Origin of the sequence: uncultured Sphaerochaeta sp. (genome assembly GCF_963676625.2) — a bacterium.
GTDB lineage: Bacteria > Spirochaetota > Spirochaetia > Sphaerochaetales > Sphaerochaetaceae > Sphaerochaeta.
Genome location: NZ_CAXXYB010000004.1, coordinates 412094 through 428074 on the forward strand (window position 1 = coordinate 412094; position 15981 = coordinate 428074).

General features: G+C 47.8%; 15 protein-coding genes. 6 read left to right on the forward strand and 9 right to left on the reverse strand.

Translation table 11 applies throughout. The features are described 5' to 3' along the window. Positions 1–110 precede the first annotated feature (110 nt). The 4 genes from ACHZBG_RS05110 to ACHZBG_RS05125 all read right to left on the reverse strand — a co-directional run bounded on the left by ACHZBG_RS05110 (position 111) and on the right by ACHZBG_RS05125 (position 4291). Entirely contained in the window at positions 111–1280 is a 1170-nt protein-coding gene (locus tag ACHZBG_RS05110; RefSeq protein WP_320128372.1) for an iron-containing alcohol dehydrogenase, read from the reverse strand. A gap of 144 nt (positions 1281–1424) precedes the next feature. After that, positions 1425–2720, reverse strand: coding sequence for a TRAP transporter large permease (locus tag ACHZBG_RS05115; RefSeq protein WP_320128373.1), 1296 nt, complete (start codon positions 2718–2720; stop codon positions 1425–1427). Beyond that, on the reverse strand, positions 2717–3208 hold the full coding sequence (locus tag ACHZBG_RS05120; protein ID WP_320128374.1) for a TRAP transporter small permease: 492 nt from the start codon (positions 3206–3208) through the stop codon (positions 2717–2719). The genes ACHZBG_RS05115 and ACHZBG_RS05120 overlap by 4 nt, the downstream gene beginning before the upstream one ends. An 81-nt stretch (positions 3209–3289) precedes the next feature. After that, the gene (locus ACHZBG_RS05125) at positions 3290–4291 is read right to left on the reverse strand and encodes a TRAP transporter substrate-binding protein (RefSeq protein ID WP_320128375.1); all 1002 of its coding nucleotides are present in this window, start codon (positions 4289–4291) and stop codon (positions 3290–3292) included. A 250-nt stretch (positions 4292–4541) separates the two neighbouring features. Here ACHZBG_RS05125 and ACHZBG_RS05130 point away from each other — a divergent pair, with 250 nt between their 5' ends. Both ACHZBG_RS05130 and ACHZBG_RS05135 read left to right on the forward strand, forming a co-directional pair. Next, positions 4542–6062 carry a sensor histidine kinase gene (locus ACHZBG_RS05130; RefSeq protein ID WP_320128376.1) on the forward strand — a complete coding sequence of 507 codons (1521 nt, stop codon included), beginning with the start codon at positions 4542–4544 and terminating at the stop codon, positions 6060–6062. Next, positions 6062–7549: a response regulator gene (locus ACHZBG_RS05135; RefSeq protein WP_320128377.1), complete on the forward strand. Its 1488-nt coding sequence runs from the start codon at positions 6062–6064 to the stop codon at positions 7547–7549. The genes ACHZBG_RS05130 and ACHZBG_RS05135 overlap by 1 nt, the downstream gene beginning before the upstream one ends. Positions 7550–7898: 349 nt before the next feature. Here the strand turns inward: ACHZBG_RS05135 and ACHZBG_RS05140 are convergent, their stop codons facing one another. The 4 genes from ACHZBG_RS05140 to ACHZBG_RS05155 are packed head-to-tail and all read right to left on the reverse strand — an operon-like array spanning position 7899 to position 10666. Next, a complete protein-coding gene (locus ACHZBG_RS05140) occupies positions 7899–8150 on the reverse strand; it encodes a hypothetical protein (protein WP_320128378.1) in 252 nt (83 codons plus the stop codon). 20 nt (positions 8151–8170) lie between these two features. Next, positions 8171–8983, reverse strand: a complete 813-nt coding sequence (locus ACHZBG_RS05145; RefSeq protein WP_320128379.1) for an AAA family ATPase — start codon at positions 8981–8983, stop codon at positions 8171–8173. Continuing rightward, positions 8980–10212: a DDE-type integrase/transposase/recombinase gene (locus tag ACHZBG_RS05150; RefSeq protein ID WP_320128380.1), complete on the reverse strand. Its 1233-nt coding sequence runs from the start codon at positions 10210–10212 to the stop codon at positions 8980–8982. The genes ACHZBG_RS05145 and ACHZBG_RS05150 overlap by 4 nt, the downstream gene beginning before the upstream one ends. A gap of 34 nt (positions 10213–10246) precedes the next feature. After that, a complete protein-coding gene (locus tag ACHZBG_RS05155; RefSeq protein ID WP_394699377.1) occupies positions 10247–10666 on the reverse strand; it encodes a hypothetical protein in 420 nt (139 codons plus the stop codon). On the opposite strand from ACHZBG_RS05155, the gene ACHZBG_RS05160 reads away from it, so the two are divergent. Beyond that, on the forward strand, positions 10571–10804 hold the full coding sequence (locus tag ACHZBG_RS05160) for a hypothetical protein (RefSeq protein WP_320128382.1): 234 nt from the start codon (positions 10571–10573) through the stop codon (positions 10802–10804). The two genes, ACHZBG_RS05155 and ACHZBG_RS05160, sit on opposite strands and share 96 nt — an antisense overlap. Before the next feature lie 165 nt (positions 10805–10969). Here ACHZBG_RS05160 and ACHZBG_RS05165 read toward each other — a convergent pair whose 3' ends face one another. Further along, entirely contained in the window at positions 10970–12358 is a 1389-nt protein-coding gene (locus ACHZBG_RS05165; RefSeq protein ID WP_320127752.1) for an IS3 family transposase, read from the reverse strand. 209 nt (positions 12359–12567) lie between these two features. Between ACHZBG_RS05165 and ACHZBG_RS05170 the strand changes: the two genes are divergently transcribed. From ACHZBG_RS05170 to ACHZBG_RS05180, 3 genes are read left to right on the forward strand one after another with little or no spacing between them, the layout of a single operon-like run. Further along, complete coding sequence (locus tag ACHZBG_RS05170) at positions 12568–13410, forward strand: MurR/RpiR family transcriptional regulator (RefSeq protein WP_320128383.1); 843 nt, start codon at positions 12568–12570, stop codon at positions 13408–13410. 13 nt (positions 13411–13423) lie between these two features. Further along, positions 13424–14869 (forward strand): decarboxylating NADP(+)-dependent phosphogluconate dehydrogenase, encoded by a 1446-nt coding sequence (gene gnd, locus ACHZBG_RS05175; RefSeq protein WP_320128384.1) that lies wholly within the window; start codon positions 13424–13426, stop codon positions 14867–14869. A 10-nt stretch (positions 14870–14879) separates the two neighbouring features. Beyond that, positions 14880–15980 (forward strand): sugar kinase, encoded by a 1101-nt coding sequence (locus ACHZBG_RS05180; RefSeq protein ID WP_320128385.1) that lies wholly within the window; start codon positions 14880–14882, stop codon positions 15978–15980. Position 15981 lies beyond the last annotated feature (1 nt).

A 15981-nucleotide genomic window follows, 5' to 3' on the forward strand; every position in this document is an offset into this window, starting at 1 on the left:
CACAAAAAAGTGGTTCCATTGCAAAATTTCTTTCTTTTACCAATAGCAAAAAAATTCCCCCATCTCCATTTTGAGGAGACAAGGGAATCTGTGCGGAATTTGCCGTATTTCTAGGCAAAGGAACGGGTATAGATATTCAGGCAATCCTCATCTGACAAGACTGTAGGATCTACAGAGAAAAGGCCTCCCATATTCTCCCTGGCATTGGTAACCATTGTAGGAAGTTCCTCTTTGGTTATCTGATAATCCGACATCCTGAGAGCATCGACCTGACATGCTTTTTGCAGGTTGACCAAGGCTTCGACAAAGTCCATCGGTTTGTTGGCCTGAGACATACCCATTGCCTTGGCCATGTCAATCATCCTCTGATCGCAGGCATGGACCGAAGCAAGGTGCGAATAATATTCGCGACTAATCATGATCAACCCTGCCCCATGTGGTAGTTTGGGATGATAGGCACTCATGGCATGCTCCAGACTATGTTCCGAAATACATCCTGAAGTTGACTCAACCATTCCGGCCAAGGTATTGCCAAGGGCTACATCCTCCCTGGCCTTTATATTTTTTCCGTCTTTCACTGCGAGTGCCAGACTTCTGGAAATAAGCTTGATAGCCTCAAGGGAATACATATCGCTGAGGGTGTTGGCTGTAACATTGATATACCCCTCCGTGCTATGGAACAGGGCATCAAAGCCTTGATAGGCAGTAAGATGGGAAGGAACAGTAACCATCAATTCAGGGTCGACAATGCTGAGAACAGGAAACGTACCCAAGTAACCAGAGCCAATCTTTTCGTTGGTATCTTCCTTGGTAATCACCAGCCAAGGGTCAGCCTCGGTACCGGTTCCGGCAGTTGTAGTTATGGCCACAATTGGCAGGGGCCAGACGGGAATGGCTTTTTTGCCTCCGGTTCCGGCACCGATATAATCCCAGAAATCACCATCGTTGGTAGCCATTATGGCAATGGCCTTTGCTGAATCTATGGTACTTCCGCCTCCAAGACCTATGACAAAGTCGCAGCCTTGTGCTTTGGCAAAAGCAGCGCCTTCACTGATATGTCGCTTGACAGGATTGGCAAGTATTTTATCAAATACGACAGAATCGATTCCTGCCATTTTCAATTCATTCTCCACTCTCTGTAAATAACCATTTGCTCGGATGGATTTTCCCGAGGAAATAACGACAAGAGCCTTTTTCCCTGGCAGATTTTGTTCATGTAAATGTGATAGTTGTCCATTTCCGAAGAGAATCTTCGTAGGTATATGATAGGTAAACGTCATCGTAGCCTCCATTTTTGCATACTACTATACAAATATAGAGAACAATTACCGATAAGGCAAACAACAAAGAAGGCTGCAAAGCCTCGGTTGAACACCGAGTCCTTACAGCCTTGCTCCGATACCCTAAAGGATATCGAGAAGAGGTCAAGCCATCAAAGACGGCAGGAACATTGAAAGAGGAGCCCAGAAGGTAACCAACATAAGGTCGGCAACCATCATGATGTAGAACGGCAAAACAGCCTTTGTAGCCTTCTCGATCGATATTTTTCCGATGGAACAACCGACGAACAAGGCAGAACCCACAGGAGGGGTCGTCAGGCCTATGGCCAGGTTCAGGATCAACATGATACCGAACTGAACAGGGTCCATTCCCAGATGACCGACCAGGACAGGATACAAAATTGGGGTCGTTATGATAATAAGCGGGGCCATATCCATGATACAACCAAGGACCAGCAACATCAAATTGATCATCAACAGCAACACTATCCTGTTGTCCGTAATGGAAAGAAGCCCGTTGGTGACAGCCTGGGGGATACGCAAGAATGCCATCAGGTACCCAAAAGCACTTGCCGCGGCGATCAAGCTCATCACCATTGCCAGAGTCTTCAGGGAGTTTCTCAAAATTGAGCCCATCTGTTTGAGCGGAATTTCCCGATATACGAAAAAGGTTATCAAGAATGAATAGACTGCGGCAATTGCAGCCGACTCTGTTGCCGTAAAGACGCCTGATATGACTCCACCCATAATGATGATGATGGTAAAAAGGCCAAAAATTGCATCACGTGCAATCTTGAGAGTCTTTCTCCAACCATAGGGTTTTTCCTTGGGATACCCGCGTTTATACGCAATGATACCTGTAGGAATCATCAACAGCAGGCCAAGTCCGACTCCAGGAAGCAATCCGCCAAGGAATAATTTTCCGACTGACACACCACCACCTGCGGCCATGGCAAAGATAATCATATTGTGACTGGGGGGAATGAGGATTCCCTCACAAGCAGAGGTAACCGTAACGGCAACCGCAAAGTCAGGATCATACCCATCATCGATCATCATAGGAATGAGCATCGCCCCGATTGAGGAAACATCTGCTACTGCAGATCCTGAAATTCCTCCAAAGAACATCGAGGCAAGGATGTTGACCTGGGCCAAACCACCACGAAAACGGCCGATAAGGGCATTGGCGAATCCCACCAATCTTCTCGAGATTCCTCCCTGGCTCATGATCTCGCCGGATAGGATGAAGAAAGGGATGGCCAACAACGAAAAGGAATTCACGCCGCTTACCAGTCTCTGGACAATGGACATCATTGGTATATGCAAGAATATAGCAGTGAAAACAGAGGACAAGAACAGGGAAAAGGTTATCGGAAATTTCATGACAAGCATGAAAATAAACGAACCAACCAGAATAAACGAGGCTAGGCTTGTATTCATTTGGTTGCCCCTCCCTTGAACTGCTTGAAGTCTGCATACAGGTAGACTATCGCATAGGCGACGATAAACACACCGGAAACAGGCAGGACAAGATAGTTCACTGCATTGGATATGTGCGTCGCAGGCAAAAATGATCTGGCACCATTTACCGTCAGTTTCCAACCATAGTAAAACATGATGCAACCTATGAGGATCTCCAGAAGATCCTTAGCTACATCGAGAACCAGAAAAAACTTCTTGGGAAGCTTTCTCGGCAAAATATTCACATTGATATGGAGGTTTTCCTTTACACCAAGAGCCATGGCGATAAACGTAAACCAAATGACAATGACCAGGGAAATCTCTTCGGACCAATGGATGCCGGACTTGAAACCGTAACGCAACACCACGTTGAGGAATACGATGACAACCATCGCGAGCAACAACACCATGGCCAGTTTGAGAACCCATTCAAAAACGGAGTCAAGTATTTTTTTGAACTGCTCCATGGGATACCTCCAGTAGGATAAATATCAAAAAGCGTGGGGTTTCGAAGGAAACCCCACCTACAATGCAAATCAATGCAAAAGTTATTTTACAGCCTTGATCTTGGCAACCCAAGCTTGTTGATCGGCATTCAGCTGACTCTGATAGAGAGGAGCCATTGCGGAAGCAAACTCAGCCTGATCGGTGATGGTATTGATCTGGCAACCTGCGGCACGAACCTTGGCTTCAGATTTCTTCTCGTAATCAGCCCATGCAGCCACTTCAACAGCCTGTGACTCTTTTGCAGCCTTCTTGATGATGGCCTGATCGTCGGCAGAAAGCTTGTCCATGGAGATCTTGGAAGCAATGATCATCTCAGGAACCCTGGTATGCTGATCAATTGAATAGAACTTGGCAACTTCATAATGTGAGGAAGAATCATAGGAAGGCCAGTTGTTCTCTGCACCGTCGATAACGCCAGTCTGGAGAGCACTGTATACATCACCATAGGACATCGGGGTAGGAACAGCACCGAGAGCCTGTACCAAGCCCATCATCAAGGCAGATTCCTGAACACGAATCTTCATGCCCTTGAGGTCGGCAACAGTATAGATAGGTTTCTTGGTGTTATAGAAGGAACGGGCACCTGAATCGTAATATACGAGACCGACAAAGCCCTTGTCACTCATTGAATCAAGGAAGTACTGGCCAATTTCGCCATTGAGTACTTTCCACATGTGATCGGCATCCCTATAGAGATACGGCATCTGGAGAGCATTGAGCAAAGGCTGGAAGGAAGCCAAGGGAGAAATGGAAACACGGGTGAAGTCAATTCCACCGAACTGAACCTGTTCGATAGCACTCTTCTCGTCAGCAAGCTGAGCCTGAGGATATACTTCTACTTTGATTCGGTCATTGGAATATTCACCGACCAAACGGGCAAAAGCCTCGTCACCGAGAACGGTAGGATAACCAAGAGGCTGATTGTCAGCCAAGCGGAGAACAACCTGCTTCGGAGCAGCAGCAGTACCTTCAGTCTGACCGTTTGCAAAAACGGGAGCCATGAGAAGGGAAAGCAACAAAACAGCTAATAATACTTTCTTCATGAGTTCCTCCTTAAGGAACGAAATATTGGATTTAGTAGTAGTATGAGGGATGATTTTTTTAAATCAAAGCCAGAAAAAATGGAAAAAATAACCATTTTTTTTCTATTTGTACTACTGGTCTGGGCCAAAAAGGGAAAACTATTTTGATTGATCATCAATGTATTATACGTCTGACAAATTAACAGTAAGCTAAATTGTTCATCGGTGTCACTTGCATTTCATATCCACTTACCCATATTCTTCCAAAGCCATGCTATACTTAAGCGAAATGGAAAATCAGGGATCTCCAAGACAAAAACGACAACCAAGGAAACTCAGAAGTTGGCTGCTTTCCTATAATCTTGCCATGCTCTGCGTTATCCTTATATTGGTCATTATCCTTTTTAGTTCCATTTTTTCCCTGCTTGGCGATATGCAAACCAGGACAAACCAATATCAGGCAATCAACCTCTTGACCAATCAATTAATCGAAAGCAGAACCCTCTATCACCAATTTGGGGAAACCTCCAGTAGGGAAAAACGAGAGAAAATCCTTGGGGATTTTGCCATACTCAACAGAGAAATCGATATTTCCTTGTATCGACTGAAAGTCTCCTACGAAGAAAATCCAAAACTTTATTTCCTTTACCGGGGAATGGACAATGGGCTCGACTTCATCTCGCACTCCCTTGAACAGATGGAAAACCTGGATCCACAGGTTCAATCCAAGGAGTATTTCAGTATTTATTATACAGGTGACAAGGTATATCCCTATCTTCAGGATTACTCTTTCAATAAATATCTTTCGTTCGAGGTGGAAGCCGATGCAACCTGGATGGCAAAGGCCCAAAATCAGGTTTCCCAATACAGGACTTTCTCCGTATTCCTCTTTATTCTCATTGCCCTGGGGTATAGCATCCTGGTCTACAAGATGACCATGCGACTGGTACGTCCTGTAAATACCATGGTCGAGACCGCAGACCAGATCTACCATGGTAATTTTGATGGCCCTCCAATTCCTCTTGAGGGTCCCGAGGAATTGGTTTATCTAGAACAGAACCTGAACCAAATGAAGCAGAGCCTGCGTGAGCGACTGGATATGATCGAACAAAACGCCCAGTTGGAGAAACTGATACACTCCCAAGAACTGGAGCAGATGAAAACAACCAGGGAATTGGAAAAAGCCAGGTATAAAGCCTTGCAATCACAAATCAACCCGCATTTTCTTTTCAATACCCTTAATATCATCAGCAGGACCGCTCTCTTTGAAGAAGCCAATTCCACTGTTGATCTCATCGATAGTCTAGCCTCCATCTTCCGCTACACCCTGGAATATCATGATGACGTGCTCCTCAAGGACGAACTGGAATTTGTCCGTCAGTATCTGACCATCCAGCAATTTCGTTTTGGGGAACGACTTGAATTTTCCATTTCCTGCCCTCCTGAATATGATGAGGTAAAAATACCTCCCCTGATCATTCAACCTTTTGTCGAGAATGCAATGGTTCATGGTCTTGAACCAAAAGAGGAAGGAGGAAGAGTCGACGTTACGGTAATCAAGGAAGGAAAACGACTGGTTCTTTCGATTATTGATTCAGGAATCGGTATTGATCTCGAGAAACTTACCCAGCCAAAACCCAATGGAAATCAGCATATAGGAATCAAGAATATCGGAGACCGACTCAAACTTTATTACAAGGGAAAAGCAAATCTTTCCATTTCAAGAATAAGTGAAAATGGAGGAACTTCCATCAAGATTACCCTACCCTTGAAAACAAGAAGGAATGGCTGATGTATACACTTCTGATTGCCGATGACGAACGACTTGAATGCGACGCCATTGAATTGTTGGTAAACCGTGCGAAACTTCCCTTGCAATGCATCAAAGCCAAGAACGGAAGGGAAGCAGTCAGTCTGGCTACCCAATACCAACCTGATATAGCTTTTTTGGATATCAAGATGCCAGGAATGGACGGCATCGAGGCCGCTAAACACATACGAGAAATAGCTCCTGATTGTCAGATCATTTTTCTGACAGCCTGGAGTTCCTTTGAATTTGCCCAACAGGCAATCCGTCTGGGTGCCAGCGAATATTTGGTAAAACCAGTACAGCGAAAAGAGGTTTATGACCTCCTCGATTCCCTGCTTGCACAACTTGATGAGAGAAAACTTGCAAGGGAACAACATTCAGGAGATATACTGGAAGTACTCAATCTATTTTCCCGGGAGTTCTTTGCAGCTTTGAAATTTGGAGAATTGCCGATTGAGTCATTGAAATCATATTTTGCAATGCAGGGGATCTCCTCGGAGCAGGGAGTTGCCTTGGTAATCGGTGGAATGGAAGAAAAAGCAATCAAATTGTTTTTTCAGGACAATCAACGACTACCAAAGCTTCAACTTTGCTATTTTCCTGCCATCGATCGCATCACGGTGCTGGTCTTCACCAATCAACCGTCCAAGATTGTTGAACAACTGGCAGGTTTCCAAAGTCTGGCTTATTCGAATATAGGATCTGGTATGTTCTTCTCCGATCTTGCGGGGATTCCCCAGGCTATCAGCACGGCGTCCATTTCCTATTCCCATGCCTATCGGCTCCATGTACGGTTCCAACGCTTCAGTGATATACTCAAGATTCCCAAGGATAGCGTGACATTGCAAAAGAAAACAGATGAAATGCTGCAAGACACCTTGCAAGGAGAATTGGGCAAGGCTCGTGAGATAGCCCATGAGATCATTGATATGGTAAATACCACCAACGACAATCCGACCTTGGCCTTGAATGAGTTATATGAGCTCTTGGTGGTCTTTTGCTATGAACTGAACAAATCAGTTCCTTTCCTGCAATTGGGAAAACCCGAAAAGAGACCTGTCATGGAACAGGAAATCTATCTGATGGATTTACTTGACTCAACTTGTCAGGCTGTCCTGGAAGACAAACAAGATCGATATAGTCGGGCATTCAGACTTGTAGATCAATATTTGCATTCCCATTACCCGATGCAAATATCGGTTGAAATGGCATCGAAGATGATCAATCTCAATCCAAAGTATTTCAGCCAGTTATTCAAAGTATATCTGGGCTCCCCTTTCGTTGAGTATCTAACAAGGATACGAATGGAAAAAGCAAAGCAATTGCTTGACGAAGGAGATAGAAACGTCAAGGAAATTGCCGAGATGACAGGGTTCCTGGACGGAAATTATTTTACCAGGGTCTTTAGGCAATACTATGGAATGGCGCCTTCGATATACATGGAAGAGCAAGAAAACACCAAATTCTAGTACCAGTTTCATTACGAAACAAGAAGCACCAAGATACCAATAAAGTCTTTAAAAAGACCTGAGGTACAAGGAATTTCAATGCAAGGATATTCTGTAGTCCTGGTCCATTTCGTTTCGTCCATTCCTCATCAATTAAATCAAGTTGAAACCTTAAGAAAAGCAGCTCCTTACAAAAGTCCTACACACAATGATTCATATTTTACCTAACTGAATGGTGTTATGTGGCATATTATTTTATAGCGGTATTTGCACGGTCAGCTGAGAAGAAAGTTGCACGCTTGGTTAGAGCTCCTTATGCAACGAAAGGCCTCCGAAGAGGCCAGTCCTTGAATACAATCGTAAACCTATTCTAGAAAGGTGCAGGATCTGCGAAAACGTCAATCATGCAGTTCTCGTAACAGTACTCCAGGTCCTCCCTGAACACAGCCTGCCTTCTCATTATGCCGTTGGCTTTTTCACAGATGCTGCGGTGCATTGCTTCGTCATCCACTCGACTTCTGTATAGATTGATGACATGCAGGTAATAGCTTTCGGTGAATTCGTGGTGGAGCACAACCAGTGGTACCGGTCTCTCTTCCTTGATTTGTGTATTTGGATCCATGGTCGTTTTTCCTTATGCTCTCATTCCCACCAGTTCCTGGTCACTTTCCTGATCACCTCTGCCGGGATGGTCAACAGGCCCTGTTCCATGCCGTGCTGCAATGCCAACAGACATACGGAATTGATGTTCCTGGGGATACCCGCCGACACCTGGCTGACGGCTATCAGCGCAGGCTTGTCGAATATCTCGGAACCGCGGCCGCCGATGGTCTTCAGGTGGTGCTCGATGTATCCGAAGCACTCATCCTGGGTGAGGCTCCGAAGGTTGTATCCGTCGAGGATCCTGCTCATCAGGGGGCGTGCCTGCGGGTTGCGCAGCTTCTCGAACAGGCCTTCCTGCCCGCACATGACGATCGGTATCACATTTGCCTTGGCGAGGTTCTGCTGGCTTATGAGGTGGAGCTGGGCATAGAAATCACCGGTGAAGTGATGGCACTCATCGATGACCAGGACGGGCCGCTTCCCGTCGTTGTAGATGAGGTCCAGCGCCTCATGAATCTGCCTGAGCATGGTGGAGGGCTGGTTGGTCCTGGTGAAAAGCCCCAGCGATGCCATGAGCTGCCTGAGCACCTCGACGAAGCTCCACTGCCCTCCTACCAGGTCGATGACCTGGTAGCTCTTGGCAGGCAGCTGGGAGAGTACGTAACGCAACGTCGTCGACTTTCCCGCCCCCACATCACCGATGAGGGTGAAGTACATGCTGTTCTGGATGGCGAACTGTATCTTGTTGCTTATCTCCACCATCGAGGAGAGCAGGTACATCTGCTGGGGCTTCAGTTCCGGAGAGAAGGGTATCTGCTTGAACCCGTAGAAGGTGCGGATGTCCGTGTTCACAGCTGCACCCCCTGCATCCTGTGGGCCCGTGAGTTGGCCTGGTAGTCCACCGGCTTGAGCATTCCGATGCTCACCCCCTCATGAAAAGCTTCCACATCGCTGGTGGTGTTGTACCTAAGCTCGATCTTCCTGCCCGAATATCCCAGCGGGACCTCGAGCAGCACCGAGTCGAGGCTTACGGTCCTGGCCTTGCCCACCGTCCGAATTTCGCGCTTCCTGAACAGCCTGGGCAGGTCCGGCGGGGCCGGCCTGACAGCCTGGACCTCGGAGAGGTAGCATTGCAGGGGAGACATCCCGATGCCGGAGTGATACCTGCCGTTGTACTCCTCAAGATAGGCCATCCACCGCTTGTTCAACTCGTACAGTTCCAGCGGCTCGTCGCCCAGGGTGGGCAGGAACTGCATCCTCACCGTCGAGAACAGTCGTTCCACCTTCGCCTTTCCTGTGGGGGTGTATGGCCTTGAGTGTGTAAAATTCACCTCAAGGGAAGCACAACCAAGTTTTATGCGCTCGTCCCGCATGGCGGCCCCATTATCGGTATGACATTGGCGGGGCAGTCCCCGGGCATTGAAGCCGCCCCAGAGGCAGTCAAGCAAGCTGTCGCTGGTCTCATCCCGGTAGAAACGGGCGTAGGTCACCAGACGGGACTTGTCGTCGATGAGGGCGAAAAGCTTGGCCGTCACGATCTTGCATTCCTTTCCCTGACCGACATGCACCTTCGGCCCGACCATCGCATCCAGATACCAGACCTGGTTCACGTATTCCATCTCCAGCCGGCGCATGTCCCTGTCGTTGGGATTCCTGCCTTTTGTGTCCTGGTTGCGGAACACCCGGTAGATGAGCGTCATGTCCACAACCTCCGAGGGCAGGAAGATGCCTTGCTTCTCGGCCATCCTCACCAAGGTCGTGATTTTGATGTCCGGATGCTGGCGGCGGAACAGTATAAGCGCCTGCTCTGTTTCGCTGCTGAGCTTTCTGCGTGACCCCTTGTCAGAGCGGTCGCGGGGATAGAGATCCTCGATGTTGCGGTTCCTGCGGTAAGCGTTGAGCCAGTTGTAGAGGGTGGGCATGCTCACCGTCCGCTTGTCAGAATAGGGAATGTCGTACAGCTTGGAGCAGATTTGCTTCATCCTGCGCGTGATGTCCCCATACTGCGAACGGTCATCGAGCAGAGGGAAAATGAGTCCGAAGCGGAACAGGCCTATCTGTTCCTTCTTTTGCGAGTCCATAGGTAAGGTACCTCCTGAAATAGATACCGAAAGCCTAGGGGATGCACCTCGGCACATATAGATACAAACGTTGGTGGGAAGGGTTGAGCAGCCGCAAACCCATCAAGGAGATACTCCGGTCTTGCACGATCCTTACTGAAGGAGGGGCCGTCAGACAACCCTTGAGGGCAGCCTTGAAGTGGGGAAACAGCTGATCATGATCCGGGAAGTCGCTTTCGCAGCGGCTCCTGTCCGAATATCCCTTCCACCATCTGCGCTGCAGGTAGCCGGATATGCCGATAATGGTGCTGAAGTGTCCTTTCTCGATCCTGCAGGCAAGAATGCGACAAATGGTTTCCAGGCTGAATAACTTGAAGGCATGGACCCACAGGGGCAGCAGGGTATAGGTCTTCCTGCAGCAAGGACAAAGCTTGCGGTGGATCCACAGCTGGAGACTGGCAAGACTGTCGGTGATGAAATAGCGCTTTCTCCATCCGTGGCCGTGCAACCTGGTGCGACAGAAAGTGCAGAAGAAAACACCCAAAGAGTGGGAGCTGGGAGGTCCTTGGCCCTCGACCACTTGCAATTCCGCCAATTCAATGGCAATCTCTAAGAGCATTATTGCAAACTGGAGAGGGACAACTTTGGTCGGGAAGCCCTCTCCTTTTCCTTTATAGGAGAATGTGCAACTAATGTACCATGCTCAAGCTACACTTACCAAAGCATTTTGCAACTTTCGGCCGTCTTCCTGATAAAATAATTTGCCGCCTAACAAGAGCTAGGCTACTGATTGACGGTATTGCACCGGAGACCGGTAGCCTAGTTTTTTTTGTATTCGCTTGTCATTGTACCAAGCGATGTATTCCCTTACCAGCTGTTCCATCTCTTCCTTGGTTAGCAGTCTCTTTCTGTTCTGGTAGATGGTCTCACACTTCATGAGGCCGAAGAAATTCTCGATGCAGGCGTTGTCCCAACAGTTTCCCCTGCGGGACATGCTCTGCACCACACCGAGACCCCTAAGGTAGTCGACATAGGCCCTGTTCGTGTAGGTCCATCCCCGGTCCGAGTGGATGAGGACGCCATGGAGATCGAATCCCTTGTCGACCAGTTGCTGGATGGCCTTGATGACCATGGCGAGGCTCTGGTGCTCCTCCATGACATAACTCACGATCCCGTTGTCGTACAAATCCTTGACCGCGGCCAGGAACAACCAGCCCCCCACGACACGAAGGTACGTGATGTCGGTCACCAGCTTGCACATGGGCCCCTCTGCCGAGAAGTCCCTGGCCAGTATGTTTTGTGGCAGTTCCCTTGCAGTTTCTTTCCGTATCCGATAGTAGCCCTTGGGAAACCGTCGGATGCGGACCTTCGCGTTCAGGGCATGTTCCTTCATGACCCGCTCGACGCGCTTGTGGTTCAGTTGCACGTACCCGAACCTCGCCTTCAGTTCCTGCGTCATCCTTGGAATCCCGTAGGACCAGTTTGTCTCTTCTTGTATCTGCCTGATGTGCGATGCTATGGAGACATCATTGTTGACCGAATCATCCTTGTGTTGTTCCCAGTAATAGTAGGTGCTCGGGCAGATGCCTGCCAGCTTGAGCGAACGGGTCACAGGGACTCCGAGCTTCCGTGCCTCAGCAACTGCTGATAGAACTTTTTTTTTGACGGATCCGTCTCCTCTGCCTCGCAGATTTGGAAGTACGTCCTGTAGAAGATAATCCCGTCGTGCATCCCCTTGAGCTCTGACTGCTGTTGCCTTACGAGCTTCTCGAGCTCTTCCATCTTCTTCCGTTCCAATTCCGTCATTGTGTCCACCTTTCCTCTTTCTGCCTTTCTTTCTCGTGCAGACCCCGTACTCAGTATAGTTCCGAATCCATACATTCAGAACACTAATCGACAAGGCGTATTTGCGGCAAAGACCAGATTTGGTTTCTTCCTTGGACAGCGACTTGAGGACAATCCCTTCCTTTACTTGCTCGTTCATGGCCTCGTATCTACGGTCGTAGGTACAGTACACCCAGCTCTCGTTTCCACCTTCGTATTGCTTGCACCACCGCCTGGTGCTTGACGGATTGAGACCCAGTCTCTTTGCGGTGGCCTTGCCTTTGCATCCTTGCTTGAATAACTTCAAGGCCTTGAGTTTCGTCTTTTTGCTGATCTTTGACATAACAATCCCCCATGTTTGGATTTCTCCAATTCACGGGGGAAAGTTCAAATAACACGGTTCCCATGGGATTCTTTTTTGTCTTCAGCATTTCTTTTTTTAAGTGGACACTTAATATTACTGCTCGCGTTTTACCTAACTGAATTTTTTTTCTATTTGCCTGAATATTTATTTCATATTATACTTAAGAAAAGAACAGACAGGGAGAAACCATGACAGAGGTCAGTGCAATCTATACCATCAAGAACAAATACACGAGCCTCAGTGCCAAGGAACGCAAGATAGCGGACTTCATCCTGGAACATCCTCTGGATTCCGTGAATCCCAGTATCGAGGAATTGGCTGACAAAATTGGAATCAGTGAATCGACCATGGTTCGTTTCGCCAAAAAACTGGGATATAGTGGATATCAACGCTTTCGCATAGCCCTGGCAAGGGAAACCATCCCTTCCAATGCCCAAATTTTTGAAACAGAAGTCAATGACAGCGAAGATGCCATCGATACAGTATTCTCCAATGCCCAGAAAACCATTGAGGCAACCTATCGCCATCTTGATCGGGTAGCAGTACAACATGCAGCAAAAATGATTGCTCATAGCAAGAGGCTCTATCTTGCCGGACTCGGAGGTTCGAACAGCATTGCCCTGGATGGATATCATAAGTTGATCAGAACGGGCCTGACTTGCAATTATGCCTCAGATTTCCATATGCAATTGATGTTGGCCTCCCAGGCAGGACCCGAAGATGTGGCTTTGCTCATCTCCCATACTGGGGTTGATACCGATACCCTATCTCTTGCTGAGGAATTCAGGAACAATGGGTGCCCGATATTGGTACTGACCAGCGATAATCGATCGCCTCTTGCGCGAATGGGTGATGCCATATTGAATGTGACTGTCAGCACAAATTCCTTGGTTGCCGAATCCTTCTCTGCAAGGACTGTCTCCATGGTGATCATTGATGTGCTCTATGTCAAAATACTGGAACAAATGAAAGATCAGGGAATCGAAAACTTGAATAAAATGCGTACCGCAATTGCAAGAAGACGAATGTAACATGGGAGAAATTATGAAATCATCAATAGGATTGATTGGCTTGGCCGTAATGGGGGAAAATCTGGTTCTCAACCTAGAAAGCAAAGGATTCAGTGTAGCTGTCTTTAATAGGACAACTTCCAAAGTCGATTCCTTCATTCAGGGTCGGGCAAAAGGAAAGAAGATAGTTGGTACCTATAGTTTGCAGGAATTGGTTGAAAACCTTCAAACTCCCAGAAAGGTCATGATGATGGTAAAGGCAGGACAAGCGGTCGATGAAACCATAGAAGCCCTGATACCTCTTCTCGAGAAGGGAGATATTATCATTGATGGCGGGAATTCCAATTATGAAGATACCGCACGACGAGTGAATTATGTCGAAAGCAAGCAACTGCTCTATATTGGTACAGGAGTTTCCGGTGGAGAGGAAGGAGCCTTGAAAGGACCTTCTTTAATGCCAGGAGGATCTGAGAAGGCTTGGCCTGAGATAAAGCCTATATTCCAGGCAATAGCAGCCCAGGTCGACTCCACTCCGTGTTGTAACTGGATAGGGAAAGGTGGTGCTGGTCACTTTGTAAAGATGGTCCATAACGGCATTGAATATGGCGATATGCAGCTTATTTGTGAGATATATGACATCATGCGTAAGCTTTTAAAGCTTAAACCTGCAGCCATGGGAGAGATTTTTTCACAGTGGAACAAGGGAGTGCTCGATTCGTATCTCATAGAAATCACCAAAGATATCATGACGTATACCGATGCCGATGGGACTCCCCTGGTTGACCATATTCTTGATTCCGCAGGACAAAAGGGAACAGGGAAATGGACCGGAATCGCGGCTCTCAATGCAGGGATTCCTCTCACGCTCATCGTTGAATCGGTCTTTGCCCGTAGTGTCAGCAGCCAAAGAAACGAGCGACTTGAGGCAAGCAAATTATTTCCGCCTACAGAACATATTCCCGTTGCCAACCAAAAGGATTTTGTAGGAATGCTCGAGAAAGCTCTCTATGCTGCCAAGATAGTCTCGTATGCCCAAGGGTTTGCCCTTATCAAGAGTGCAGGGAAAACCAATGACTGGGATCTTGATCTTGGCAATATCGCCCTCCTTTGGCGTGGTGGCTGCATCATTCGCTCAGCGTTTCTCAATAAAATCAGCAAGGCCTTTTTGGCAAATCCTGATTTACCCAATTTGATCCTTGACCCCTACTTCACTGAAATTCTTCTGGATAATCAGGAAAGCCTGCGTAAAGTTGTTGCCATGGCAGCCTTGAACGGAATTCCCACACCTTCCCTCTCTGCAGCCCTTTCTTGGTTTGACAGTTATCGTAGTGCCAACCTCCCAGCAAATTTACTGCAAGCCCAACGTGATTATTTTGGGGCCCATACATATGAGCGGGTTGAAGGACCAGAAGGAAAATTCTTCCATACGAACTGGACCGGCCATGGAGGGACAACAGCCTCCACTACCTACAGCATTTAGGAGAGTTTATATGTCAACCTTACAAATTCAAAAGAAAAATCCCACCGGTTATGATTTCATTTCCCTTGGAGCCCTGGTCATTCGCCTCGATCCCGGTATTGTCCCTTTCGCCTATGCAGAGGACCTGAAGGTTCATGTATCAGGAGGGGAATATAATGTTGCGGCCAACCTTTCCCAAGGATTCAATCAGCGATGCGGAATTGTATCTGCAATGGTCGACTACCCCCTTGGAGCCAAGATTGAGAATGAAGTAAGGAAAATGGGAGTCACAGGTTTTTACAAACGATATGAGCATGACGGAGTCAGAGGACCAAACATGGCCCAAGTCTACAGTGACCGGGGCCAAGGCTTGCGTCCTCCCATTGTTTTCTATAACAGGGCCAATGAAGCCGCCGCAAGGCTCGACTCCGGTAGTTTCGATTGGGACCAAATCTTCTCATCCGGGATACGCTGGTTCCATAGCGGGGGCATATTCAGTGCTCTTTCCCCCAAGACTCCCAATTTGTTGATCAAAGCAATGCAAAGTGCAAAAGAAAAAGGGGCAATCATCTCCTTTGATCTTAATTATCGTGAGAAATTATGGAAATCCATTGCACAGGAAGGAGAAATTCCCCAGAAAATTGCCCAGAGGATTCTTTCTTCCATCGTTGAGAACGTGGATGTATTGATCGGCAATGAGGAAGACTTGCAGATGGGACTCGGACTTCAGGGCCCACAGGTCGCCTCTCAAGGGAAACTCGACCCCACTTCCTTCTATGCGATGATGGAGACGGTCGCCAAACGCTTCCCCAACATCAAGGCTGTGGCAAATAGCATGCGAGAAGTAAAATCCACCAACCGCCACGACTGGAGCGCAGTGCTCTGGTATGATGGAAAAGGCTATCAGGCCCCTACCTGCACATTGGATATATATGACAGGGTCGGGGGTGGTGACGGATTTGCCGCCGGTTTGATATATGGCCTTTTGCAAGAAAAATCCCCGGAGGAAGCACTCAGGTTGGGTTGGGCCCATGGAGCCTTGCTGACCTCGTTTCCCGGCGATACCACCATGGCAACCCTCTCCCAAGTAGAAGCGCTTGCCAACGGGGCAAGTGCAAGAATACAAAGATAGC

Excerpts from the sequence above, each read along its gene's own strand:
- gnd (WP_320128384.1), top strand. The coding sequence starts at position 13,424 with ATGAAATCATCAATAGGATTGATTGGCTTGGCCGTAATGGGGGAAAAT.
- ACHZBG_RS05150 (WP_320128380.1), bottom strand. The coding sequence starts at position 10,212 with ATGGACTCGCAAAAGAAGGAACAGATAGGCCTGTTCCGCTTCGGACTC.
- ACHZBG_RS05125 (WP_320128375.1), bottom strand. The coding sequence starts at position 4,291 with ATGAAGAAAGTATTATTAGCTGTTTTGTTGCTTTCCCTTCTCATGGCT.
- ACHZBG_RS05130 (WP_320128376.1), top strand. The coding sequence starts at position 4,542 with ATGCTATACTTAAGCGAAATGGAAAATCAGGGATCTCCAAGACAAAAA.
- ACHZBG_RS05160 (WP_320128382.1), top strand. The coding sequence starts at position 10,571 with ATGGACCCACAGGGGCAGCAGGGTATAGGTCTTCCTGCAGCAAGGACA.
- ACHZBG_RS05135 (WP_320128377.1), top strand. The coding sequence starts at position 6,062 with ATGTATACACTTCTGATTGCCGATGACGAACGACTTGAATGCGACGCC.
- ACHZBG_RS05180 (WP_320128385.1), top strand. The coding sequence starts at position 14,880 with ATGTCAACCTTACAAATTCAAAAGAAAAATCCCACCGGTTATGATTTC.
- ACHZBG_RS05170 (WP_320128383.1), top strand. The coding sequence starts at position 12,568 with ATGACAGAGGTCAGTGCAATCTATACCATCAAGAACAAATACACGAGC.
- ACHZBG_RS05165 (WP_320127752.1), bottom strand. The coding sequence starts at position 12,358 with ATGTCAAAGATCAGCAAAAAGACGAAACTCAAGGCCTTGAAGTTATTC.
- ACHZBG_RS05140 (WP_320128378.1), bottom strand. The coding sequence starts at position 8,150 with ATGGATCCAAATACACAAATCAAGGAAGAGAGACCGGTACCACTGGTT.
- ACHZBG_RS05115 (WP_320128373.1), bottom strand. The coding sequence starts at position 2,720 with ATGAATACAAGCCTAGCCTCGTTTATTCTGGTTGGTTCGTTTATTTTC.
- ACHZBG_RS05110 (WP_320128372.1), bottom strand. The coding sequence starts at position 1,280 with ATGACGTTTACCTATCATATACCTACGAAGATTCTCTTCGGAAATGGA.
- ACHZBG_RS05120 (WP_320128374.1), bottom strand. The coding sequence starts at position 3,208 with ATGGAGCAGTTCAAAAAAATACTTGACTCCGTTTTTGAATGGGTTCTC.